This is a genomic window from Rhodococcus sp. IEGM 1341 (assembly GCF_030056895.1).
Taxonomy (GTDB): Bacteria; Actinomycetota; Actinomycetes; order Mycobacteriales; family Mycobacteriaceae; genus Rhodococcoides.
Genome location: NZ_JASHKV010000005.1, coordinates 142,431 through 163,686, shown reverse-complemented (window position 1 = coordinate 163,686; position 21,256 = coordinate 142,431). Strand labels below are relative to the sequence as shown.

At 64.6% G+C, this 21,256-nt stretch carries 22 protein-coding genes and 1 tRNA gene; 13 read left to right on the top strand and 10 right to left on the bottom strand.

Features of this window, described 5'->3' with window-relative positions; all coding sequences use genetic code 11:
• The first annotated feature begins 1 nt into the window (after position 1).
• From dnaK to QM615_RS13835, 5 genes are all read left to right on the top strand, one after another.
• A complete protein-coding gene (gene dnaK, locus QM615_RS13855; protein WP_269594981.1) occupies positions 2-1,846 on the top strand; it encodes a molecular chaperone DnaK in 1,845 nt (614 codons plus the stop codon).
• The gene (gene grpE / locus QM615_RS13850) at positions 1,843-2,475 is read left to right on the top strand and encodes a nucleotide exchange factor GrpE (protein ID WP_283347409.1); all 633 of its coding nucleotides are present in this window, start codon (positions 1,843-1,845) and stop codon (positions 2,473-2,475) included. Before dnaK ends, grpE begins: the two co-directional genes overlap by 4 nt.
• A gap of 29 nt (positions 2,476-2,504) precedes the next feature.
• The gene (gene dnaJ / locus QM615_RS13845) at positions 2,505-3,677 is read left to right on the top strand and encodes a molecular chaperone DnaJ (RefSeq protein WP_068055903.1); all 1,173 of its coding nucleotides are present in this window, start codon (positions 2,505-2,507) and stop codon (positions 3,675-3,677) included.
• On the top strand, positions 3,677-4,093 hold the full coding sequence (locus QM615_RS13840; RefSeq protein WP_045196872.1) for a heat shock protein transcriptional repressor HspR: 417 nt from the start codon (positions 3,677-3,679) through the stop codon (positions 4,091-4,093). Before dnaJ ends, QM615_RS13840 begins: the two co-directional genes overlap by 1 nt.
• A gap of 280 nt (positions 4,094-4,373) precedes the next feature.
• Positions 4,374-5,120 (top strand): FAD-binding oxidoreductase, encoded by a 747-nt coding sequence (locus tag QM615_RS13835; protein ID WP_149407354.1) that lies wholly within the window; start codon positions 4,374-4,376, stop codon positions 5,118-5,120.
• A gap of 17 nt (positions 5,121-5,137) precedes the next feature.
• Here QM615_RS13835 and QM615_RS13830 read toward each other — a convergent pair whose 3' ends face one another.
• Entirely contained in the window at positions 5,138-5,542 is a 405-nt protein-coding gene (locus tag QM615_RS13830; protein WP_149407353.1) for a MarR family winged helix-turn-helix transcriptional regulator, read from the bottom strand.
• Positions 5,539-6,954 carry an MFS transporter gene (locus tag QM615_RS13825; RefSeq protein WP_149407352.1) on the bottom strand — a complete coding sequence of 472 codons (1,416 nt, stop codon included), beginning with the start codon at positions 6,952-6,954 and terminating at the stop codon, positions 5,539-5,541. The genes QM615_RS13830 and QM615_RS13825 overlap by 4 nt, the downstream gene beginning before the upstream one ends.
• A 159-nt stretch (positions 6,955-7,113) precedes the next feature.
• Between QM615_RS13825 and QM615_RS13820 the strand changes: the two genes are divergently transcribed.
• On the top strand, positions 7,114-7,344 hold the full coding sequence (locus QM615_RS13820) for a hypothetical protein (RefSeq protein WP_149407351.1): 231 nt from the start codon (positions 7,114-7,116) through the stop codon (positions 7,342-7,344).
• 1 nt (position 7,345) lies between these two features.
• Here QM615_RS13820 and rsgA read toward each other — a convergent pair whose 3' ends face one another.
• The 3 genes from rsgA to QM615_RS13805 form a co-directional block, all read right to left on the bottom strand.
• On the bottom strand, positions 7,346-8,356 hold the full coding sequence (rsgA, locus tag QM615_RS13815; RefSeq protein WP_149407350.1) for a ribosome small subunit-dependent GTPase A: 1,011 nt from the start codon (positions 8,354-8,356) through the stop codon (positions 7,346-7,348).
• Positions 8,357-8,497: 141 nt separating this feature from the next.
• Positions 8,498-9,946 carry an alpha,alpha-trehalose-phosphate synthase (UDP-forming) gene (locus QM615_RS13810; RefSeq protein ID WP_094686889.1) on the bottom strand — a complete coding sequence of 483 codons (1,449 nt, stop codon included), beginning with the start codon at positions 9,944-9,946 and terminating at the stop codon, positions 8,498-8,500.
• A 51-nt stretch (positions 9,947-9,997) separates the two neighbouring features.
• On the bottom strand, positions 9,998-10,177 hold the full coding sequence (locus tag QM615_RS13805; protein ID WP_068055931.1) for a hypothetical protein: 180 nt from the start codon (positions 10,175-10,177) through the stop codon (positions 9,998-10,000).
• Between the two features lie 105 nt (positions 10,178-10,282).
• On the opposite strand from QM615_RS13805, the gene QM615_RS13800 reads away from it, so the two are divergent.
• The 4 genes from QM615_RS13800 to QM615_RS13785 all read left to right on the top strand — a co-directional run bounded on the left by QM615_RS13800 (position 10,283) and on the right by QM615_RS13785 (position 14,902).
• Complete coding sequence (locus QM615_RS13800; RefSeq protein WP_188078782.1) at positions 10,283-12,031, top strand: ABC transporter ATP-binding protein; 1,749 nt, start codon at positions 10,283-10,285, stop codon at positions 12,029-12,031.
• The gene (locus QM615_RS13795; protein WP_149407349.1) at positions 12,028-13,776 is read left to right on the top strand and encodes an ABC transporter ATP-binding protein; all 1,749 of its coding nucleotides are present in this window, start codon (positions 12,028-12,030) and stop codon (positions 13,774-13,776) included. Before QM615_RS13800 ends, QM615_RS13795 begins: the two co-directional genes overlap by 4 nt.
• 69 nt (positions 13,777-13,845) lie before the next feature.
• Positions 13,846-14,412 (top strand): TetR/AcrR family transcriptional regulator, encoded by a 567-nt coding sequence (locus tag QM615_RS13790; RefSeq protein WP_094640835.1) that lies wholly within the window; start codon positions 13,846-13,848, stop codon positions 14,410-14,412.
• A 1-nt stretch (position 14,413) separates the two neighbouring features.
• Positions 14,414-14,902 (top strand): FBP domain-containing protein, encoded by a 489-nt coding sequence (locus QM615_RS13785; protein WP_149407348.1) that lies wholly within the window; start codon positions 14,414-14,416, stop codon positions 14,900-14,902.
• Positions 14,903-15,036: 134 nt separating this feature from the next.
• Here the strand turns inward: QM615_RS13785 and QM615_RS13780 are convergent, their stop codons facing one another.
• Complete coding sequence (locus QM615_RS13780) at positions 15,037-15,690, bottom strand: hypothetical protein (protein ID WP_149407347.1); 654 nt, start codon at positions 15,688-15,690, stop codon at positions 15,037-15,039.
• A gap of 30 nt (positions 15,691-15,720) precedes the next feature.
• Entirely contained in the window at positions 15,721-16,248 is a 528-nt protein-coding gene (locus tag QM615_RS13775) for a general stress protein CsbD (protein WP_068055948.1), read from the bottom strand.
• A gap of 92 nt (positions 16,249-16,340) precedes the next feature.
• Between QM615_RS13775 and QM615_RS13770 the strand changes: the two genes are divergently transcribed.
• Positions 16,341-17,150 carry an alpha/beta fold hydrolase gene (locus QM615_RS13770; RefSeq protein WP_149407346.1) on the top strand — a complete coding sequence of 270 codons (810 nt, stop codon included), beginning with the start codon at positions 16,341-16,343 and terminating at the stop codon, positions 17,148-17,150.
• Between the two features lie 90 nt (positions 17,151-17,240).
• Entirely contained in the window at positions 17,241-17,501 is a 261-nt protein-coding gene (locus tag QM615_RS13765; RefSeq protein WP_008710007.1) for an MbtH family protein, read from the top strand.
• Positions 17,502-17,511: 10 nt separating this feature from the next.
• On the opposite strand, the gene QM615_RS13760 is transcribed toward QM615_RS13765, so the two are convergent.
• Entirely contained in the window at positions 17,512-18,975 is a 1,464-nt protein-coding gene (locus QM615_RS13760) for a threonine/serine exporter family protein (RefSeq protein WP_094640838.1), read from the bottom strand.
• Between the two features lie 92 nt (positions 18,976-19,067).
• On the opposite strand from QM615_RS13760, the gene QM615_RS13755 reads away from it, so the two are divergent.
• Positions 19,068-19,142, top strand: a tRNA-Thr gene (locus QM615_RS13755).
• A gap of 164 nt (positions 19,143-19,306) precedes the next feature.
• On the opposite strand, the gene QM615_RS13750 is transcribed toward QM615_RS13755, so the two are convergent.
• Positions 19,307-20,521, bottom strand: coding sequence for a tyrosine-type recombinase/integrase (locus QM615_RS13750; protein WP_094650941.1), 1,215 nt, complete (start codon positions 20,519-20,521; stop codon positions 19,307-19,309).
• Complete coding sequence (locus QM615_RS13745) at positions 20,514-21,146, bottom strand: helix-turn-helix domain-containing protein (protein ID WP_094650940.1); 633 nt, start codon at positions 21,144-21,146, stop codon at positions 20,514-20,516. The genes QM615_RS13750 and QM615_RS13745 overlap by 8 nt, the downstream gene beginning before the upstream one ends.
• Positions 21,147-21,256 lie beyond the last annotated feature (110 nt).

Below are 21,256 nucleotides of genomic sequence, written 5' to 3'. Positions count from 1 at the left end.
TATGGCTCGTGCGGTCGGTATCGACCTCGGGACCACCAACTCGGTCGTGTCCGTCCTCGAGGGCGGCGAACCGGTTGTCGTCGCCAACTCCGAGGGATCACGCACCACCCCGTCGATCGTCGCTTTCGCCAAGAACGGTGAAGTGCTGGTCGGCCAGCCCGCGAAGAACCAGGCGGTCACCAACGTCGACCGCACGATTCGCTCCGTGAAGCGCCACGTCGGCACGGACTGGACCGTGGAGATCGACGGCAAGAAGTACACCCCGCAGGAGATCTCCGCGCGCACGCTGCAGAAGCTCAAGCGCGACGCCGAGGCCTACCTGGGCGAGGAAATCACCGACGCGGTCATCACCGTTCCCGCGTACTTCGAGGACGCACAGCGCCAGGCCACGAAGGAAGCCGGCCAGATCGCCGGCCTCAACGTCCTGCGCATCGTCAACGAGCCCACCGCGGCAGCTCTCGCATACGGCCTGGACAAGGGCGACAGCGAGCAGACCATTCTCGTGTTCGACCTCGGTGGCGGCACGTTCGACGTCTCGCTGCTGGAAATCGGCGACGGCGTCGTCGAGGTCCGCGCGACGTCCGGCGACAACCACCTCGGTGGCGACGACTGGGACGAGCGCATCGTGACCTGGCTCGTCGACAAGTTCAAGGCTCAGAACGGCATCGATCTGACCAAGGACAAGATGGCGCTGCAGCGTCTGCGTGAGGCTGCCGAGAAGGCGAAGATCGAACTGTCCTCCGGGCAGAGCACCTCGATCAACCTCCCGTACATCACGGTCGACGGCGACAAGAACCCGCTGTTCCTCGACGAGCAGCTCAGCCGCTCGGAGTTCCAGAAGATCACCTCCGACCTGCTCGACCGCACCCGTGCGCCGTTCCAGGCAGTGGTCAAGGACTCCGGCATCGCCGTCAAGGACATCGACCACGTCGTGCTCGTCGGTGGTTCGACGCGTATGCCCGCCGTCTCCGAGCTGGTCAAGGAACTCTCCGGTGGACGCGAGCCCAACAAGGGCGTCAACCCGGACGAGGTCGTGGCCGTCGGTGCTGCACTGCAGGCCGGTGTGCTCAAGGGTGAGGTCAAGGACGTTCTGCTCCTCGACGTCACGCCGCTGTCCCTCGGTATCGAGACCAAGGGTGGCGTGATGACCAAGCTCATCGAGCGCAACACCACCATCCCGACGAAGCGGTCCGAGACCTTCACCACCGCTGACGACAATCAGCCTTCGGTGCAGATCCAGGTCTTCCAGGGTGAGCGCGAGATCGCCTCGCACAACAAGCTTCTCGGCTCCTTCGAGCTGACCGAGCTGCCCCCGGCTCCTCGCGGCGTCCCGCAGATCGAGGTCACCTTCGACATCGACGCCAACGGCATCGTGCACGTCACGGCCAAGGACAAGGGCACCGGCAAGGAAAACACGATCAAGATCCAGGACGGCTCCGGTCTGTCCAAGGAAGAGATCGACCGCATGGTCGCCGACGCGGAAGCTCACGCAGACGAGGACAAGGCTCGTCGCGAAGAGGCCGAGGTCCGCAACCAGGCCGAGTCCCTCGTCCACCAGACGGAGAAGTTCGTCAAGGACAACGAGGACAAGGTCGACGCCGAGCTCAAGGGACGCGTCGAAACCGCCATCGCCGACGCCAAGTCGGCTCTCGCGGGCAGCGACATCTCGGCAGTCAAGACCGCCGTGGAGAAGCTCTCGACCGAGTCGCAGGCTCTCGGCACCGCCATCTACGAGGCTCAGGCCAAGGAGCAGGGCGGCGCAGAGGGTGGCGCGCAGGCCGCTGACGACGGTGTCGTCGACGCAGAGGTTGTCGACGAGCCCGCCGACGACACGGACAAGAAGTGACGTCGGACAACACCGAGCAGGAACCGGTCACTTTCGTGGACAAGCGAAAGATCGATCCCGAGACCGGTGAAGTACGGGAAGGTGACGCAGTTCCGGAGCCCCTGGTGGGCACCGGGGCTGCGCCCCAGCCCGACTCGGTGGACGAAGGGACCGTCGACGGCGACGTAGTGGAAGACCCGCGTGACACGCAGGTTGCAGAGCTCACCGCAGATCTGCAGCGCGTCTCGGCGGAGTACGCCAACTACCGGCGTCGCACCGATCGTGAGAAGCAGACCGGAGCGGAGAACGCGAAGGCGTCCGTCGTCTCGCAGCTTCTTCCGGTTCTGGACGACCTCGAGCGAGCCCGCCAGCACGGCGACCTCGAAACCGGACCGCTCAAGGCAGTGGCAGACAAGTTGGCAGGGGTGTTCTCGAACATCGGCCTGACCACTTTCGGAGCCGAGGGCGACGCCTTCGACCCGGCCATCCACGAGGCCGTCTCCCATGAGGGCGACGGCAGCAGTCCGGTCGTCGGAACGCTGATGCGTCCGGGCTACAAGCTCGGTGAGCGCGTCCTGCGGACCGCGATGGTCGGCGTCGTGGACAGTGCAACACAAGAATCGGATGCACCCGCGTCCGACGAGCAGTAGAGAAATAGCGCGAGAGGAGGAAACGCCCGGTGAGCCAGCGGGAGTGGATCGAGAAGGACTTCTACAAGGAGCTGGGCGTTTCCTCCAGCGCGACTGCAGAAGAGATCAAGAAGGCGTACCGAAAGTTGGCCCGGGACAACCATCCCGACGCCAACCCCGGTAACGCCTCGGCCGAGAACAAGTTCAAGGCGGTCAGTGAGGCGCACGCCGTCCTCGCCGACCCGGCCAAGCGCAAGGAATACGACGAAGCACGAAAGCTGTTCGCCTCCGGTGGTTTCGGTAACCGTGGCGGAGGTGGATTCTCGCCCGGCGCAGGCGGATTCGGCGGCGGTGGACAGACCTTCGACGTCGGCGACATCTTCGGCCAGGGCGGCGGCGACGGCGGAATCGGTGACCTGTTCGGTGGCCTGTTCAACCGCGGCGCGCAGCAGCGTCCGCAGAACAATCGACCCCGACGCGGTAGTGACGTCGAAACCGAGACCTCGCTGCAGTTCCGTGAAGCGGCACAGGGCGTCACGGTCCCCCTGCGATTGACCAGCCCGTCCTCGTGCACCACCTGCCACGGCAGCGGTGCGAAGCCCGGAACCAGCCCGCGGGTGTGCCCCAAATGCAACGGCCAGGGTGTCGTCAACAGAAACCAAGGCGCGTTCGGCTTCAGTGAGCCGTGCGACGACTGCCGCGGTACCGGATCCATCATCGACGACCCGTGCGTCGACTGCCGCGGCACCGGAGTGCAGAACCGCACCCGCACCATCACCGTGCGCGTCCCGGCCGGCATCAGCGACGGCCAGAAGGTCCGGCTCGCCGGTCAGGGCGAAGCCGGCTTGCGCGGAGCACCGTCCGGCGACCTGTTCGTCACCGTTCGGGTCAAGCCCGACAAGGTGTTCGGCCGAACAGGCGACGACCTGACGGTGACCGTTCCGGTGAGCTACGGAGAACTGGTGCTCGGCACCACGCTGTCGGTGCCCACCCTCGAAGGGCGAGTCGGAGTGAAGGTGCCACCGGGCACCGTCGACGGCCGAGTGCTACGTGTGCGTGGCCGCGGTATCCCGAAGAAGTCCGGCACCGGCGACCTGATGGTGACCGTCAAAGTTGCCGTCCCGCAGAAACTGGACGATGCTGCTACCGACGCTCTGAAGAACTATCTGGAAGCCGAGAAGGCCAGCGGATTCGACCCGCGGGCCGGGTGGGCAGGTGTGTGATGTCGGTCCCTCCCGAGGGCGGATCCGCGAAAGCCGGTGGCGGGCAAGCTGATCCCGATGCCCAGGTCTTCGTGATCTCCGTCGCGGCACAGTTGGCAGGTATGCACGCGCAGACGCTGCGTACCTACGACCGGCTCGGGCTCGTCACCCCGCATCGCACCACCGGCGGCGGTCGACGCTACTCACCTCGTGACGTCGCGCTGCTTCGTGAAGTGCAGCGACTCTCGCAGGACGAGGGCGTCAACCTCGCCGGCATCAAGCGCATCATCGAACTGACCAATCAGGTCGAGGCACTGCAGGCCCGGGTCTCCGAGCTGGCTCAGGATCTGGCCAACGTGCACGCCAGCTATCGCCGCGACCTGGTGCCGATTCAACGCAACGCCCTGGTGGTCTGGAAACCGCGCCACCAGCGCTGAATTCGAGGGTTCGCCCTTCACCGTTCACCCCCAACTGTTCGCAAAAGCGCGCGCGTTCGTCAGGTGCGCGCGGATTCGCCGGCGATCGGTCGCTATTTCGCGCGCGTTCGGCAAACGCGCGCGCTTTTGCGGCGTCGACCGGGGGCGCCCGGCGTCGACCGGCCTCCCACCGGCGTCGGCGGCGAACCTCCCGCACCTCGACCGGCCTCGACCGGGGCGACGGCATCGACCCCCGCGCGTGTGTGCGAGGTATTTCGCGTCGGCCCCTATCCTGGTTCACATGCAGGCGTGGAGTTCGACGGTTGTTCAGTATCATCGCCTTCGGAACGATCTTGCGGTGATCAGACTCGAAGGCGATGCTGTGCCGTTTCAGGCAGGCCAGTCGGTGTCGGTCACGGTTCCCCAGAACGCTGCTCTGACGCGGCGATACTCACCGGCGCTGCCGCCTTCGCGAGACGGGAAGCTGGAATTCCATGTTCGAGCCGTTCCGGCCGGTTGGGTGAGCGGTTCGATCGTCAACGAGACGCGGCCCGGTCATGTGTGGCAGATCAGCGATCCGCGGGGCAGTCTGCATGTCGACGATTCGGGGCGCGACGTCGTGATGATCGCGGGCGGCACCGGCCTCGCTCCGTTGCGCGCGATTCTGCTCGACCTCACTCGCCGCCCACAGCCGCCGAACGTGACGCTGTTCGTGGGCGGCAAGTCGCCACGTGATCTGTATGCCGGTGACATGCTGTGGTTGATGGCGGCGGAGTTGCGGTGGTTGACGGTGGTACCTGTCGTCGACCAACTGCACGAGCCGTGGGCGTCGGATCGATGGAACGACCGCATCCATGCCGAGATCGGTTCCAGTGCAAAGTTCTTCGAGCCCGAGCATTGCTGGGAGGGCAGTGTGGCCGACGTCGTCGCCACGCAGGGGCCGTTCCCGGATCGCCAGATCCTGGTCTGTGGCTCACCGGGAATGGAAGCGGCGACCGTGCGCGCGCTCGTCGAGATCGGCACACCACTCGACGCCATCCGCCGCTGAAGCGGGAAGCCCAGAAATCAGGGCAGCTGCAGAATCCGTCGTAGATGCGCCAGGTCTTCGGCGGATACCGTCGTGAATTCCGGCGGCGGGGCGTCGGCGATCGCTCGCGCCTTCTCGGCGAGGCGGCGTCCGACATCGGTGAGTCCGATGATGCGGCGTCGGCGATCGTCGGGATCCTCGGTGCGCATCACCAAGTCGCGTTTCTCCAGCTCGCGGATGTTGAGCGAGACGTACGGCGCATCGGACGCGAGAATCTCGGCCAATTCGGTCACCGTCCGATCGCCCGTGAGCAACTTGGTGAGCAGCTTGGCTCGCAGGAAGCTCATCCCGGTGGCGTCGGCGACGGCTCGGCGGGTGTCGTGCTTCTCGAGCATCAACGCGCGCATCTCGCGCCAGACGAGGGCTGCCTCCGAGTCGGTCATACGAGCACCGGTTGGTCGATTCGGTCGGCGGTCGAGCGGGCCCACCTGCCGGTGGTGACCACTGCGAGCACGGTGACGACCACGCCCGCGCCCGCGATGACGAACCACGCCGGAACTGCTGCGGCGGTGAAGCCGTCGGAGATCTCGCCGACGATGCTCGCCGTGACGATGGATCCGACGACGGCCACGCCGAGCGATTGACCCACCTGCCTGCTCGTCGACGCGATGGCGGATGCCACTCCGGCCTGACTGCGCGGCATTCCGGACACAGCGGTGTTGGTGATCGGGGCGTTGACCATGCCGAAGGATATTCCGAAAATCACGTACGCCACCGCAAGCCACGCGAACGACGTCGTCGGAGTCAGTCGGGTGAGCATCAGCGCCGAGGCCACGAAGCCGATTCCGGCGATGAGCAGCGGGATACGCGCTCCGAGGGTGCCGACGATGCGACCGGAGATCGGCGCGAAGATCAGCGTCATCAACGCCATCGGCAGCGTGTACAGACCGGCGTGCAGTGGTGAGTACCCGCGCACGTCCTGCAGGTAGAGGGTGTTGAGGAACAGGAATCCGCCGAGAGAAGCGAACGCGCACACCGCGATCACCGTCGCTCCGCTGAACGGCGCGCTCCGGAAGAACTTCAGTTGGATGAGCGGTTCCTCGATTCGCGACTCGACCACCAGCAGCCCGACGAGAGAGCCGACGGCGACGGCACCGGTGAACACGATCAGCGGCGATCCCCACCCCTTCGCGGGACCTTCGATGATGGTGAACACCAGGGACACGAGGAACGCGAAGATGAGGAATTGGCCGGCCGGATCGAACTTGCGTGAGTGCTCGGCCTTCGATTCCGGGACGAATTTCAGTGTCATCGCCAGAGCGAAGATCCCGACGGGGACGTTGATCCAGAAGATGGACTGCCAGCCGGCACCGGTGACGAGGATGCCGCCCAGCGCCGGGCCCGCCGACATCGAGATTCCGACGACGGCACCCCACATTCCGATGGCTCCGGCACGTTCTTTCGGATCGGTGAAGGTGTTGGTGATGATCGACATCGCGACAGGATTCATCATCGAGCCGCCGACGGCCTGCAGCATGCGGAAGGCGATGAGCCAGCCCAGTGACGGTGCGATGCTGCACAGCAGGGAGCCGAGGACGAACGTTCCGGTGCCGATCAGAAAGAAGCGCTTGCGGCCGTATTTGTCGGCCATCGAGCCGCCGAGCATCAGCAGTGATGCCACGACCAGCGTGTATGCGTCGATGATCCACTGCAGACCCGATACCGACGCGTTCAGATCTGCGCGCATCGACGGCAGCGCGACGTTGACGATCGTGTTGTCGGTGCTGACGAGAAACAGACTCAGGCAGCAGATGCCGAGCACGAGATACCGGTGTCGTCGAGTCAACTCGGCCACGTTCACCTCCGCGATAATGCTTGTATATCTACAACTATTACATGAGTACTCCTAAATTGTTCGACGAGCAAGTGAGATGCACGCAGAGCACGCCCGATAGGGTGTGTGTCACAGACTTGCTCGACCCCGAAACGCTTGCTCGGTGAATGGAGAACAACAGTGGCTTCCGAGATCGCACCAGGCGACCTGGTTCAAGCGTCCGGGCATGCAGGCCCGTGGAAGGTGCTCGAGATCCGTCAGGGTCTGGCGTTGCTCGAGCATCACGACGGTCATCGGTTGTCGGTACGTACCACCACGGTCGAGGTGGTGCGGAAGGCGTCGAACATTGAGGGTTCGGCCCGGCAGGCCGAGGCGGAGACCGACAGTCCCTCACTGTTCGACGAGAGCTGACCTACCGCTTTCTGCCGTCGACGGCGTACTTGACGCGCAGCGACTTCGAGATCTGCTTGTACTCCCGCAACTTCTGGCTGCGAGCACGGGCGTCCTGCCTCGACATCGCCCAGGCATTCTCGCGCAACAGTTTTCGGTAGTTGCCCAGTCGTCGTTCGGTGAGCTCACCCGCGTCGACGGCGGCAAGCACCGCACAGCCGGGTTCGTGTTCGTGCGCGCAGTCACCGAACCGGCACAGTGCGGCGAGTTCGTCGACGTCGGAGAAGGCGCTCGCCACAGCGTCTTCCGATCCTTGCACGCCCACCGAACGCAAGCCTGGGGTGTCCAGCAGCACCAGGGCAGAGGACGGGATCGGCACCAATTCTCGACGCACCGTCGTGTGCCTGCCTTTGCCGTCGGCCGACCGAGTGGCACCGGTTTCCAGAACCGAACCACCCAGCAGCGCGTTACCGAGCGTCGACTTTCCGGATCCCGACGGCCCGATCAACGCGACCGTTCCGCGCAGATGTGCTGTCAGTGAGTCGATTCCGCTGCCGTCGACCGCGCTGGTGGTGCACACCTCCACACCCGGCGCGGCGGCCAGCACCAACTCCTCGGCGACGCTACCGCTGTCGGTCTTGGTGATCGCGACCACGGGAACGGCGCCGCTGCCCCAGACCAGGGTGATGTAGCGCTCGACGCGACCGAGATCGAGGGCGGTGTCCGACGCCACCGTGACGACGACGGTGTCGACGTTGGCTCCGAGAACCTGTGTGTCGGAGGTGGATCCGGCGGAGGCGCGTTCGATGGCTGTGCGGCGAGGGAGGGTAGCGGCGAGCCTGAACGAGTCCAGTGTCACCCAATCTCCGGTGCAGATACCGGTGCCGGTGCAGCGGACGATGCCGCTGTCGGTGACGGCGTCGAATTCACCTCGGTCGACGCGAACGACGCGGGCGAGAGTTGTTTTCTGGGAGAGCTTTTCGAATTCGGTCAGCCAGTGCTGATCGAGGCCGTAGTGGTCGAGTGGAGACATGCGAGGTCCTTGGGGGAGGAGGAACGGGGGCTCGGGTCCGTCGATGTCCGGGTGGCCACGATGCCACCTCCTCACTGTCTCGATGCACGAAAAAACCGTCGACGGCAAAGTAGCAGCCGTCGACGGTATCGGGAAAGCGATTTATCGGCTGAGGTTGGTGCCCTCCGCCGGCGCTGCGAGTGCGGTCAGGAAGGAGCGGGCCCAGCGATCGACGTCGTGCGCGAGCACCTGCCTGCGCATGGCACGCATGTGGCGTTTGCCTGCCTCGGGTTCCTGCTCCAGTGCGCCGATGATCGCGTCCTTCACGCTGTCCAGGTCGTGTGGGTTGCACAGGTACGCCTGGCGCAGTTCTGCTGCGGCACCGGTGAATTCGCTGAGCACCAGCGCGCCACCGAGGTCGCTGCGGCAGGCCACGTACTCCTTGGCGACGAGGTTCATGCCGTCACGCAGCGGAGTGACCAGCATGACGTCGGCAGCGACGAAGTAGGCCAGCAGGTCGTCGCGGGGGATCGGCCGGTGCAGATAGTGCACCACGGGATGACCCACCTGGCCGTACTCGCCGTTGATCCGGCCCACTTGCTGCTCGATTTCGCCGCGCATGGCGACGTAGCTCTCGACGCGTTCCCGGCTGGGTGTCGCCAACTGCACGATGACGTTCTCGGCGGGATCGACGCGGCCCTCTTCGAGCAATTCGCGGAACGCGTTGAGCCGAACGTCGATTCCCTTGGTGTAATCGAGTCGATCGACGCCGAGCATGATGCGCTTCGGGTTGCCCAGATCCTTGCGCAGTTGCTTCGCGCGATCACGGACGGCCTTGGAGCGAGACTTGGTGTCGAGGTCACCGGAATCGATGGAGATCGGGAACGCGCCGACTCGCACGGTTCGGAAGCCGACCTGCACGACGCCCAACTTGGACCGCACTCCGACGGTTCCGCGGGACGTGGTTCCCCCGGCGAGGCGTCGGGCAAGGTAGAGGAAGTTCTGCGCGCCGCCGGACAGATGGAAACCGATGAGGTCGGCACCGAGCAGCCCTTCGACGATCTCGGTGCGCCACGGCATCTGCATGAACAGCTCGATCGGCGGGAACGGGATGTGCAGGAAGAACCCGATGGTCAGGTCGGGGCGCAGCATCCGCAGCATCTTCGGAACGAGCTGAAGCTGGTAGTCCTGGATCCACACCGTCGCGCCCTGTGCTGCAGCCTCGGAGGTCTTCTCGGCGAAGCGGCGGTTGACTTCGACGTAGGCGTTCCACCAGTCGCGGTCGTACTCCGGCTTGACGATCACGTCGTGATAGAGCGGCCACAGCGTCGCGTTGGAGAAGCCCTCGTAGTACTGGGTGTATTCCTTCTCGCTGATCGTGACCGGACGCAGTTGCAGGCCGTCCTCGACGAACGGCTCGACGTCGACGTCCGAGACACCGACCCACCCCACCCAGGCACCCTTGTTGGCGCGCAGGATCGGTTCGAGAGCGGTGACCAACCCGCCGGGGCTTCGCTTCCATCGGGTGCTTCCGTCCGGAAGCTTTTCCAGATCGACCGGCAACCGGTTGGCTACGACGACAAAATCCGAACCCTGCGAGGCGTCAGCCACAACTGTCCAATCCGCTTGTAGATCTCTGGGGGAGCCAGTCCTGCGAAGGTGCTACTCGCTTTCGCCCTTCACAACAGGATCTATACCCAACATCGACAGCAACATGCGGCATTCGTCGGCATCGGTTGCGTAGGCCGCGACGACGCGCTGAGCCTGGCTGGCCGTCTCGTACTCGAGTGGGACGATGTCTTCGTCGGCGATGTCGTTGTCGGTCGAAGTCTTGGCAGGCATGGTGTTCTCCGTACTCTCTGCTGGGCTTACACGGTGTTCGTTGGTCCCGACTCTATGTAAATGTGGCGTCCCATCGCCACTTCCCGATGCCATAGGCTGCAGCAAATGACCGATTCTGTGCCGCTCCGCCATGCTCGGACAGTGGTGGAAGAGCCTTCTCCGGCCACCGGCTCCGCGATTCTGCGACGCACCGTCCGACGCCATCGCACCCGACTGATCGTCTCGTCGCTGCTGTTCGGAGTGCATCAACTGTGCGAAACGATGGTCCCGGTGGCGATCGGACTCATCGTCTCGCGGGCCATCGACACCGGTGATGTGACGGCGATGATCGTCTCGCTGGTCGGTCTGGCGGCCTTGTTCGTCACCCTGTCGTATGCGTGGCGGATCGGTGCCCGCATCATCGTCGTCGCCATCGAGCGGGAGGCGCATCTGGTGCGCGTGGAGGTCGCCGGTCGTGTCCTCGATCCGCGGGGTGTACGTACCGAGCTGTCGGCGGGGGAGTTGCTGACGGTCTCGACGTCCGACGCCGAGAAGGAGTCGTGGATCCTCGATCTGATCGCCCGGGTCTTCGCGTCGGCCGTCGCGGTCGTCGCATCGGCTGTGGCGTTGTTGATCATCGACGTTCCCCTGGGCCTTGCCGTCGTGATCGGGACCCCGGTCATCTTGATCGCGCTGCAGCGCCTCGCTCCACTGCTCACCCGCGCAGCCACCGCCCAGCAGGCCCGGATCGCCGGTGTGTCGGGTATGGCCACCGATCTGGTCAGCGGTGTCCGGCCGCTGCGTGGCATCGGTGCCGAGAACGCCGCGACCGAGCGATTCGTGACGTCGAGCCGAACGGCATTGGCGGCGACTCTGAAGCTGGCTCGCGCGAACAACGTCTATCAGGGCTTGTCGGCAACGGTCAACGCATTGCTGGCCGTCGGGATCGCCGGTACCGCCGGCTGGTTCGCGCTGCAGGGCCGAATTTCGGTCGGTGAGTTGATCACCGTCATCGGCCTTGCCCAGTTCGTCATCGAACCCCTGACCGGGTTGGCGAGGATCCCCGGCGTCGTGGCGATGGTGCGCGGATCGGCCGATCGGTTGGCCCTGGTGCTCGGTGCGGAACACGTTCTACCGCAGTCGAAATCCGCGGTGCCCGCGCGGACCGATCTCGGTGTCGACAGCGTTCGATTCCGATCGCTCGACGGCCTCACCTTCCGGGCAGAACCAGGCGAGATGCTCGGCGTGGTCGCCTACCGACCGCAGGACGGAGAGGCGCTCGCCGCGCTGCTGTCCGGTCAGATCTCCGACGCCGACTACACCGGATCTCTTCGCGTCGGCGGCATTCCGGCGGGAGAGATCGATCTTCGACGCTCCCGCGAGACCGTTCTCGTCGAGCCGCACCTCACCGACCTGTTCGCCGGAACCGTCCGCAGCAACGTCACCGCCGGGCGGGAGCGGCCCGACGCCGAACTCGACCGAGTGCTCCAGGCATCCGCGGCCACCGACGTCGTCGAATTGCACGAGGCGGGTCTCGATCACGCCGTCACCGACCGCGGAGCCAGCCTGTCCGGCGGCCAACGCCAGCGAGTGGCGTTGGCGCGAGCGCTGTCGGTCGACGCCCCGGTCCTGGTACTGCACGACCCCACCACCGCCGTCGACGCCGTCACCGAGCACGCCATCGCCCGCGGCATCGCCGAGCTCCGGCACACCGAAAGAAGCTCGCAGACAACGATCCTCATCACCACCAGCCCTGCGCTGCTGTCGGTGACCCATCGCGTTCTCGTCGTCGACGACGGCCGCGTCGTCGCCGAGGGAACGCACCACGATCTCGCGTCCTCGGACGCGCAGTACAAGGACGCGGTGCTGCGATGACCACCCCCGAACTTCTTCCGATCGCCACCGGAGCCCGATCCGGTCGCTGGTTGCTGGAACAGCTGAAACTACGACGGGTGCGTACGGCGGTCACGCTGCTCCTCGGCGCACTTGCGGCGGCGATGTCGCTGGTGCCGGTCTACGTCTTCGGGGTCCTGGTCGACCGCGTCCGCGACGGGGCCGACTCGTCGACGATCATCGGGGTCGTCGTCGTGATCTCGGTGGCCGCGGTGATCGGCGGCATCGTCACCGGTTTCAGCGGCTACCTCATCAGCACGTTGGGTGAGGGCATTCTGGCGTCGCTGCGCGAGGTCGTCGTGCGCCGCGCGCTGCATCTGCCGGTGGCCACGCTCGAGCGAGTGGGCAAGGGCGACTTGCTCTCCCGGGTGGGCGACGACGTCGCGGTGATGGCCAAGTCGATCGGTGAGGTGATCCCGCAGCTCGTCGGTGCGTTCCTGCTCGTGTGCCTGAGCATGATCACGATGCTCGGCATCGACTGGCGACTCGGCCTGGCGGGGCTCGTCGCGCTGCCGATGTACGTCCTCGCGCTGCGCTGGTATCTGCCCCGCTCGGCACCGAAGTACGCGGCCGAACGCGTGGCGATGGGCGAGCGAGCGCAGTCGTTCGTCAGCAGCATGCAGGGCGCAAAAACCGTTCGTGCGTACGGACTCGAGTCGGCGCACCTGAGCGAGATCGACAGAGCGTCGGCGAAGGCCCGCGACATCGGCGTCGATGTGTTCCGCTTGTTCACCCGATTCGGATCTCGAAGCAATCGCGCCGAATGCGTCGGACTCTCGGTGATCCTGTTGGCCGGATTCTTGCTGGTGCGAGGCGATCACGTCACCGTCGGTGAGACGACCGCTGCGGCGCTGCTGTTCCACCGACTGTTCAATCCGATCGGCACCCTGCTGTTCACGTTCGACGACATCCAGTCCGCGGGAGCCTCGTTGGCCCGGCTCGTCGGCGTCATCGACATCCCCGACGACCGACCCGTCGGCGACGGTTCCGTGCCGTCCGACGCCACCTTGGACGTCACCGATCTGCGGCACGAGTACGAGTCCGGCCACGAGGTTCTGCACGGAGTGAACCTGCGGGTCGGCGCAGGGGAGACCGTCGCTCTCGTCGGATCCACCGGCGCAGGCAAATCCACGATTGCAGCGATCGCGGCAGGCTCGATGGCGTCGACGTCTGGGACGGTTCGGGTCGGCGGCGCATCACTGGATGCGCTGGGCAGTGAGGGCCTGCGGCGACACGTCGCGATCGTCAGCCAGGAAGTGCACGTGTTCGCCGGCCGATTGATCGACGACGTGTTGCTTGCCGCCCCTGATGCCGGTCGTGACGACGTCGAAGCCGCACTACGCACCGTCGGTGCCTGGTCGTGGGTCGAGGCGCTCGAGAACGGCCTCGATACCGCCGTCGGCGAGGGCGGACGCCAGTTGACCGCGGCTCAGTCGCAGCAATTGGCCTTGGCGCGACTGGTTCTCGCCGACCCGGCCGTCGCGGTGTTGGACGAGGCCACCGCGGAGGCGGGCAGTTCCGGTGCGCGAGATCTCGAAGCTGCGGCCGAGGCAGCGACCAGGGGGCGCAGCACGTTGATCGTCGCGCATCGGCTGACTCAGGCTGCTGCCGCCGACCGCGTGGTGGTCCTCGAACACGGCAGAATTCTGGAACAGGGTCCGCACGAGGAGCTGGTCGCGGCCGGTGGACGATACGCACAGCTATGGGAGGCGTGGCAGGGTCGCTGATTGCTTTAGCAATTTGCCTAAAGCTATTAGGTTTGGTTACGGTGTCCTCGAAAGAACGAGGAGGCCGGTATGGCACGCGCAGGATTGACCGCGCAGCGCATCGTGGCGGCAGGAGCGGATCTGGCCGATGAGGTCGGCTTCGATCGCGTCACCGCCAGTGAGCTGGCCAGACGCTTCGATGTCAAGGTGGCGAGCCTGTATTCGCACCTGAAGAACGCGCACGAGTTGAACGTCGGGATAGCGCTGCTGGCGTTGGAGGAACTGGCCGATCGGGTGTCCGAGGCGCTGGCAGGCCGAGCGGGCAAGGACGCATTGGTGGCCGTCGCCAACGCGTATCTCGGTTATTCGCGGGAGCACCCCGGTCGCTATGCGGCGACGCAGTTTCCACTCGATCACGAGACTGCTCTTGCAAGTGCGGGAGTGCGTCACTCGGCAATGATGAAAGCGATCCTCCGGGGGTACGACCTCGGCGAAGAGGATCAGGTACACGCAGTTCGATTGCTCGGCAGCGTGTTTCACGGCTATGCCAGCCTCGATGCGTCGGGCTCGTTCGGTCACAGTGCGCCCGATTCGCAGCAGTCCTGGGCCCGCATCCTCGACGGAATCGACACACTCTTACAGCACTGGAGGCAGTGACATGGAACCGATCTCCGAGCGCGACATCAGGTCGTCGTTCGTCAACTCGTCCAAGGGGGACGCCGGAAGGCTCTCCCTTCCCGAGATGTTCGACGCGGTGCCGTGGAGCGATCTCGACTTCTTCGGTTGGGTCGACCCCAAGCTTGCCGGGAGGAGCTACATCGTCGTTCCTTCCGTGGATCGACTGTGTGGAATCTCGTTGCGCTACAAAGTCGGTGGGCCACGCACAGCGCAGATGTGCAGCATCTGCCTCACCACACACGCGAACGGTGGCGTCTCGCTGATGGCTGCCGCGAAGGCAGGCGAATCCGGCAGGCGCGGAAACACGGTGGGTACCTACATCTGCTCGGACCTCGCGTGCTCGCTCTACGCGCGAAAGAAGAAGACCCCGGCGTTGGGCCGTCAATTCAAGGAAGACTTCGATGTCGAGACCCGCACCGCGGCAGTCGAAGACAACATTGCTGCGTTTCTCGCCCGCGTCCTCGATTGATCAAGTGGTGGGCGGCGAGCGCGCGCCCCAATTGACGACTGCGCGCCCATACTCTGATGCGAGTAGGGGCGCGCAGTCGGCAAAAAGGGTGTGAGGTCCTGCCGGAGATCGGTAATTCGCCGACAGTACCGAAGTCAGTCCTTGTTCTTCTCTGCGATGAACAGCTTCTCGATGCGCTCTGCCTCGTCCTTCTTGGCGGCGGCCTCGTCGGAACGCTCGGCGGCCTCGGCCAGTTCGGCCTCGGACGGCGCGGCGGCCAGCTTCTCCTGCTTGTCGACCTGAGCCTGCTGCGCCTTCTTGCGATCCTCTGCGGCCTTCGCGGTGGCAGCGGCCTGCTCGTCGGCCTTCTTCTTCTTGGCGGCGGCTTCACGCTCGGCATCCTGAGCGGCCTCGCGCTTGCGTTGCTCGGCCTCCTGGCGGGCGTCACGTGCGGATTCCTGGGCGGCGGCGTCGGCTGCGCGGCGATCCTTCTCGGCGGTCTCGCGAGCCACCTTCAGTTCGTCGTTGGCTGCGGCCTTCTTGGCCCGAGCCTCGGCGTCGAGGCGCGCTGCTTCGGCACGGTTCTCGGTGCTGTCGACCAGGGTTTCGCCGCGATCGGCGAGTCCCTTGTCTCCCAACAGGTTTCCGACGGCACGGTCCAGTGAACCGAGCGTGTGCTCGTACACCAGGCGCGCGGGTGATTCCGCATTCATCTTCTCGACCACGTTGGTCTCGATGAGCTGCAACGGAATTCGAGCGATCTTGTACTGGATGCGAAGAATGGTCATCGGTATGGCTAGGACACTCATGAAACGAAACTCCTGTTTTGCAGTAGTGGTTCAGGCCTGGTTGCGGAGCTCTTCGGCCTTCTTGCGATCGGCCTCGGCCTGACGAAGCGCCTCCTGGTGCTTCTGTGCGGCCACCATTTCGTCGGAGTCCGCGGCAGCCTGCTCGATGCGCCGGTCCTCTTCGGCCTCGATCTGCTCGGCGGTCGCGTCGACCTCAGCGGCAGCGCGCTCCTGCGCTATGGTCTCGCGCTTGTTCTGCTCGGCCGCGACCACCTGCGTCTCACGCACCCGATCTGCCTGCGCCTCGGTGACCGCGGCGTTCTCCTCTGCGGCCTCTCGGCGGCTTTCGGCTGACGTGCGAACGTCGGCCAGTTCCTCGGCGGCTTCGGTGGCCTGCGCTTCGGCGACCCGCTCCGTGGCCTGGGCCTCCTTGTGTTCACGAGCCTGAGCAGCCTGTAATTGGCCCTCGGCCGTCAACGAGTCGTTGCCGGTCACCGCGCCCACGACCTCTTTGGCCTTGCCCTTGATTCCGTCGAGCAATCCCTTGCGTGCTTCGCCCGCTACGTTCTCGTCAGTCATGTAACACCAGGTACCCACTGGCTGTTCGAGTAACCCCGTGTCGGTGTCGGACGATACGATCCCGGACGGACGAATCAGCAGTAAGGAGACGTATGCCTATCGCCAAGATCAACGGCATCGACCTGAACTACCAGGTCAAGGGCAGTGGAGACCTGGTAGTTCTGATCATGGGCACCGGTAGCCCGGGCCGTGTGTGGGAGCTGCATCAGGTGCCCGCTCTCACAGCAGCGGGATACCGGGTGTGCACTTTCGACAATCGCGGCATCGCGCCGTCGTCGGAGAGCACGCACGGCATCACCATGGAGGACATGGTCGCCGATACCGCCGGCCTGATCGAACTTGTTCGCAACGGCGACGAGAAGGCCTACGTCGTCGGAACCTCGATGGGCTCACGCGTCGCGCAGGAGCTCGCTCTGAGTAGGCCCGACCTGGTTCGTAAAGCGGTCTTCCTCGCCGGCCACGCCCGAGTCGACGAATTTCAGAAGACTCTCGCCAACGGCGAGCGAGCCTTGTACGACAAGCGCGTCGAGCTCCCGGGAACCTATTCGGCTGCGGTGACAGCGGTGATGAACCTGTCGCCTGCGACGTTGCGTGATTCTCGCGGGGCACGCGACTGGCTCGACCTGTTCGAGTTCTCCGCCTCCTCGCCGTCCGCCGGCGTGCGCGCTCAGCTGGGCATGGAGGACGATTTCGATCGAACTGCGGCCTACCGCGGCGTGTCGGTGCCGTGCCTGTCGGTCGGATTCGCCGACGATCGGATGATCCCGCCGTACCTTGGCAAGGAACTGGCCGACGCCATTCCCGGTGCGCGGTACGTCGAAATAGCGGACGCCGGGCACTACGGATATCTCGAGCGTCCCGAGGCCGTCAATGCGGAAATGCTCGGCTTCTTGAAGGCCTGACGGCACCACGGCTCGACCTGCGTTGCTAGGGTCGTGTGGCACCTCACGGTGCAGACTTACCAACCAAACGTTCGCGACGAGTGAGGCGAGATGAGTACCAACCCGTTCGATGACGAAGACGGACGCTTCTTCGTGCTGGTCAACGACGAAGACCAGCATTCGCTGTGGCCGACGTTCTCCGAGGTCCCTCAGGGATGGCGTGTCGTCTTCGGTGAAGACACCCGCGCCGCGTGCTTGGAGTACGTCGAGAAGAACTGGACCGACATGCGTCCGCGCAGCCTGCGTGAGGCCATGGAGGCCGACGCTGCTGCACGCGCATCCGCTGAGGGAACCCCCAGCACAGAGGCCTGAGCTCCGCCTCTTACGAAGGACTCGTACCGCGCCGCCGACGAACAGTCGGTCGGCGCGGTTCTTCTGTGCGGCGAAGCGTCGGGCGCAGTAGTTCTTCCGTGCGCGCGATGATGCGTGGTCGACGCAGGGTGCGGGCACCCCACTCACCCAAAGTCACACCGGCGGCCAGGCCGCAGCCGACGCCGAACGCGGCGAACAACGAGCTGATGCCGAGCAGTAGCTGGTCGTTGAGGATCGCGTACAGACCGCGGTACAGCGCCAGGCCGGGGAGCAGGGGAGTGATGCCCGCGACGGCGACGATCAACGGTGGAATCAGCGCACGACGAGCCAACAGACCACCCGCGAATCCGACGACGGTGGCAGCGATGGCCGAGGCGATGATCGGCCCCACGTTGAGCGTTTGCGAGAGCAGATACACCAGCGAGCCCGCGAAGCCGCCCATGAAGGCAGCCGTCAACGCACGACGCTCGGCGTAGCAGGCCAGTGCATAGAACAGCGACGCTGCTGCGCCGGCGATCACCTTGGTGGGGACCTGCAGGATGTCCGGTGGGGCCAGGTTGCTGATCTGCGGCAGATCGCTGCCGATCAGCGCGGCCAACCGCAGAGACGTCGCGACGCCGGCGATGATGCCGCCGGTCATCATCAACACTTCGAAGAATCTCGACACCGCCGTGATCGGGGCACCGGTGATCGCATCCTGCACCGAACCGACGAGCGAGAGCCCCGAGAGCAGCACGATCACCCCGGCCGCGATGATCTGCGACGGCGAGATACTGATGTTCAGCTGGTCCTGGAAGTTGTAGAGCGTGATCGCCGGTGTCGCCGCCACGAAGCCGCCGACAACCTGTTGGAAGAAGAACGGCAGGCCCGCACGGTTGAGGACGCGTCCGATGCGGTCGATCACCATCGTCGTCAGAAAGCTGACCACAGCCACCAACGCGCCACCGCCGAGCAACACACTGATGGCAGCGGCCATGCCCGACCACGCCAGCGTCGCAATCCACCGGTTGTACGGGTGCGGAGCCTTGGTGATCTCGTCGAGCCGCTCGAGCGCCGCGCTCGGCGGCACCATCTTGACGCGCACGGCGCGAATGAGGCGGTCGACCTCGGCCAGCCGCGTGAAGTCCATCGAGCGGTAATGCACGATGCGCATCGTCGACGCCGGAGGACGCGTCGGGCCCCGGTGAGCACTGAGGGTGATCGAGTTGTACGTGACATCGACATCGCATCGCGCGAGGCCGTACGTCGCGGCGATGTACTGCACCTGAGTCGCCGTATCCATCGCTGCCGTGCCCGAGGCCAACAGCACTTCGCCGACGCGAACCGCGAGGTCCAGCACCTCCGCAACCGACGCATCGTCGGTCAGATCGATCGGACGTAGGGGCGACGGTGCTGCGGTCGGCGTATCGATGGTGGCCCGACGCTCACCGGTGAGACGGCTCAGCGAAGCCGTCAGGTCTTGCAGGAAAGTCATGACCGTCTTTACACGTTGCTGGGGTGATCCACGGACAAGGTACCTGTTGTTACTGAGCGTCCGATGAACGGATATGCTGGCTTCGCTTCACTGCCTCCTTAGCTCAGCGGTAGAGCACTCGCCTTGTAAGCGAGCGGTCAACGGTTCAATCCCGTTAGGAGGCTCCACTGAAAAAGGGTTCTGAACTGGCTTTTTGAGCTACTAGTAATGAGATTCATTGCCGATTAGGCGAGCTCAGTGTCACAGAATGTCACAAGTGCCGCAGAACTCGCCGGAACAGCGCCTGGTGAGACCGCCTGCTCCTATGTGGACGGTTGCGGACAAACGCCGGTCAACGCGCATCGTCGGATGGCTCGTCGCGACGCTGGACGAGTGACTGCAAAGTGTCGGCTGCGCCCAGTAGCGCATGGTTCTGGGAATGGACGTAGGTGCGCATTGTGAATGCGTTGTCCGAGTGCCCAAGCCATGCCGAGATGACGGCAATCGGCACACCCTGAAGGTGCAGCAGAGTCCCACACGTGTGGCGGGCGTCGTGGAGGCGGATGTCGGACACCTTGCTGTTGGTGCATAGCCTGCGCCAATAGTCGCTGACCGTATCGGGATGGAAAGGTCGCCCAACAGCGTCGGACACGACGTAGGTGCCAGGGCCGACGTAGGTCGAGCTCTTTCGTTCCACACCCTGCAAGCGGTGTGCAGTTTCGAGTGCGGATTTTAGGGCTGGTGTGAGGGGAAGCGTGCGCTTGGACTTTTCTGTCTTCGGAGGGCCCTCTACGACACGTCCATTGACCGAGACTCGCGTGTTGTTGATTGTCAGGCTGCCGGCGTGAAGATCGACATCGTTCCATCGAAGCCCGCACAGCTCACCGCGTCGGAGGCCGCTCAGAGCAAGCAGCCAAGCGTGGCCGTTCCGATCGCACGTCGATGCTTCCAGGAGGCGTTGCACTTCGTCCTCCGTGAATGTCTGCATCTCGACGTGCACACGGGGCGCGCGGTCGACGAGCGCGGCAACGTCTCGTACCAATCGCCCTTCTCGCATCAGCCCGGTGAGGACTGCGCTTACAAGGTTGAGCATCGGATTGATCGAAGTGGCCTTCCACGGACGTCGCAGTTGGCCATCGGGCTTGACCGAGCGGCCGGCCAACAGATCGTTCACCAGAGCGTCCAAGTGACCTTTGGTCAACTTCTGCACCGCTAGCGCGCCGTAAGTATCGCGCAGCGGTTGAATGGCATGGGTGTACGCGGCTTTAGTGGACTCTCGTACGCGTCGTCCGGCAAGCCACTCAGCGCAAGCCTCCTCGACCGTGGTGGTCGAGGAGGGAACGAATGTCCCCTTCGAGACTTCCTCGAGCACCTTGGATAGGGCTGCGCGAGCGTCCTTCTCCGTAAGAAATCGACGACGCAACTGCGTTCGCTTCGACGCCCGGGTGCCGGTGGCGTCGGCACCACCAGCGTCGACGGTCATTTGATACCGCAACTCGGTACTGCCTGTAGACCGATTGGTGACGTAGATCTTCTTGATCTGTGGCGGCAGTTGCTGCCTAGCCATCCTCTTCGTCCTGCGTGTTCATGCCCAGTTCGGTCATCCGTCTAAAGAGCTCTTCCGAACGCCGTCGAGCATCCTCGTACAGATATTGCATCGACTCGATGTGCTCAGCTGATTCATTCTTGGAAAGGCCGCTTCGGAGCTGCACCCGAGCACGCCGCATCGCCTTCAACGCATCAAGCCATTCACGAGTGATCCCAACGCGATCGTTCTTCGGGTCGAAGGTGTCACGTACCCACATTTCGAAAGGAGCGTCGGATTCCTCCTCGGTCCACTCGGAGCTCGGCCGCATCAGCCCAGCCTCCCCGCTGAACCAGCGGAGGGCATCGTGAGACTCCTGCTGGAGCCCTGGGAGTACTTCGACTCTTCCCTTGGGGAGGTCCGGATAGACCAGTTGTGCTGGTGAGACTCCCAGTGCCGCAGCCAAAATCAAGAGTTCCGAGACGTCCAAGCTCTTCTTTCGTCCGGTCTCCAAGTCCGCGACTACAGATCGCGAGATCCCCCACCCGAAGTCAACCGTCCTGTCGGCAAGCTTTGCTGCGGACAGAGCGGAGTGGTCTTTACCTCGAAGTCGGCGCACTTCCGAGGCGACCCGGGCAACGATCGATTCCGCCCACGACTGCGTCATGGTTACGCAGTCTAGCGGAGAATGTCTCCCCGTTGTGGGATGGCTACGTACTTGGTACTCTGTGGTGGAACCACGTGGACTGACCAGAAATGTCCTGCAGAATGTGGCTC

Excerpts from the sequence above, each read along its gene's own strand:
- rsgA (WP_149407350.1), bottom strand. The coding sequence starts at position 8,356 with ATGTCTCCACTCGACCACTACGGCCTCGATCAGCACTGGCTGACCGAA.
- QM615_RS13795 (WP_149407349.1), top strand. The coding sequence starts at position 12,028 with ATGACCACCCCCGAACTTCTTCCGATCGCCACCGGAGCCCGATCCGGT.
- QM615_RS13800 (WP_188078782.1), top strand. The coding sequence starts at position 10,283 with ATGACCGATTCTGTGCCGCTCCGCCATGCTCGGACAGTGGTGGAAGAG.
- QM615_RS13790 (WP_094640835.1), top strand. The coding sequence starts at position 13,846 with ATGGCACGCGCAGGATTGACCGCGCAGCGCATCGTGGCGGCAGGAGCG.
- QM615_RS13780 (WP_149407347.1), bottom strand. The coding sequence starts at position 15,690 with ATGAGTGTCCTAGCCATACCGATGACCATTCTTCGCATCCAGTACAAG.
- QM615_RS13830 (WP_149407353.1), bottom strand. The coding sequence starts at position 5,542 with ATGACCGACTCGGAGGCAGCCCTCGTCTGGCGCGAGATGCGCGCGTTG.
- QM615_RS13765 (WP_008710007.1), top strand. The coding sequence starts at position 17,241 with ATGAGTACCAACCCGTTCGATGACGAAGACGGACGCTTCTTCGTGCTG.
- QM615_RS13835 (WP_149407354.1), top strand. The coding sequence starts at position 4,374 with ATGCAGGCGTGGAGTTCGACGGTTGTTCAGTATCATCGCCTTCGGAAC.
- QM615_RS13840 (WP_045196872.1), top strand. The coding sequence starts at position 3,677 with ATGTCGGTCCCTCCCGAGGGCGGATCCGCGAAAGCCGGTGGCGGGCAA.
- QM615_RS13770 (WP_149407346.1), top strand. The coding sequence starts at position 16,341 with ATGCCTATCGCCAAGATCAACGGCATCGACCTGAACTACCAGGTCAAG.
- QM615_RS13805 (WP_068055931.1), bottom strand. The coding sequence starts at position 10,177 with ATGCCTGCCAAGACTTCGACCGACAACGACATCGCCGACGAAGACATC.
- QM615_RS13785 (WP_149407348.1), top strand. The coding sequence starts at position 14,414 with ATGGAACCGATCTCCGAGCGCGACATCAGGTCGTCGTTCGTCAACTCG.
- QM615_RS13750 (WP_094650941.1), bottom strand. The coding sequence starts at position 20,521 with ATGGCTAGGCAGCAACTGCCGCCACAGATCAAGAAGATCTACGTCACC.
- dnaK (WP_269594981.1), top strand. The coding sequence starts at position 2 with ATGGCTCGTGCGGTCGGTATCGACCTCGGGACCACCAACTCGGTCGTG.
- QM615_RS13745 (WP_094650940.1), bottom strand. The coding sequence starts at position 21,146 with ATGACGCAGTCGTGGGCGGAATCGATCGTTGCCCGGGTCGCCTCGGAA.
- QM615_RS13760 (WP_094640838.1), bottom strand. The coding sequence starts at position 18,975 with ATGACTTTCCTGCAAGACCTGACGGCTTCGCTGAGCCGTCTCACCGGT.
- QM615_RS13775 (WP_068055948.1), bottom strand. The coding sequence starts at position 16,248 with ATGACTGACGAGAACGTAGCGGGCGAAGCACGCAAGGGATTGCTCGAC.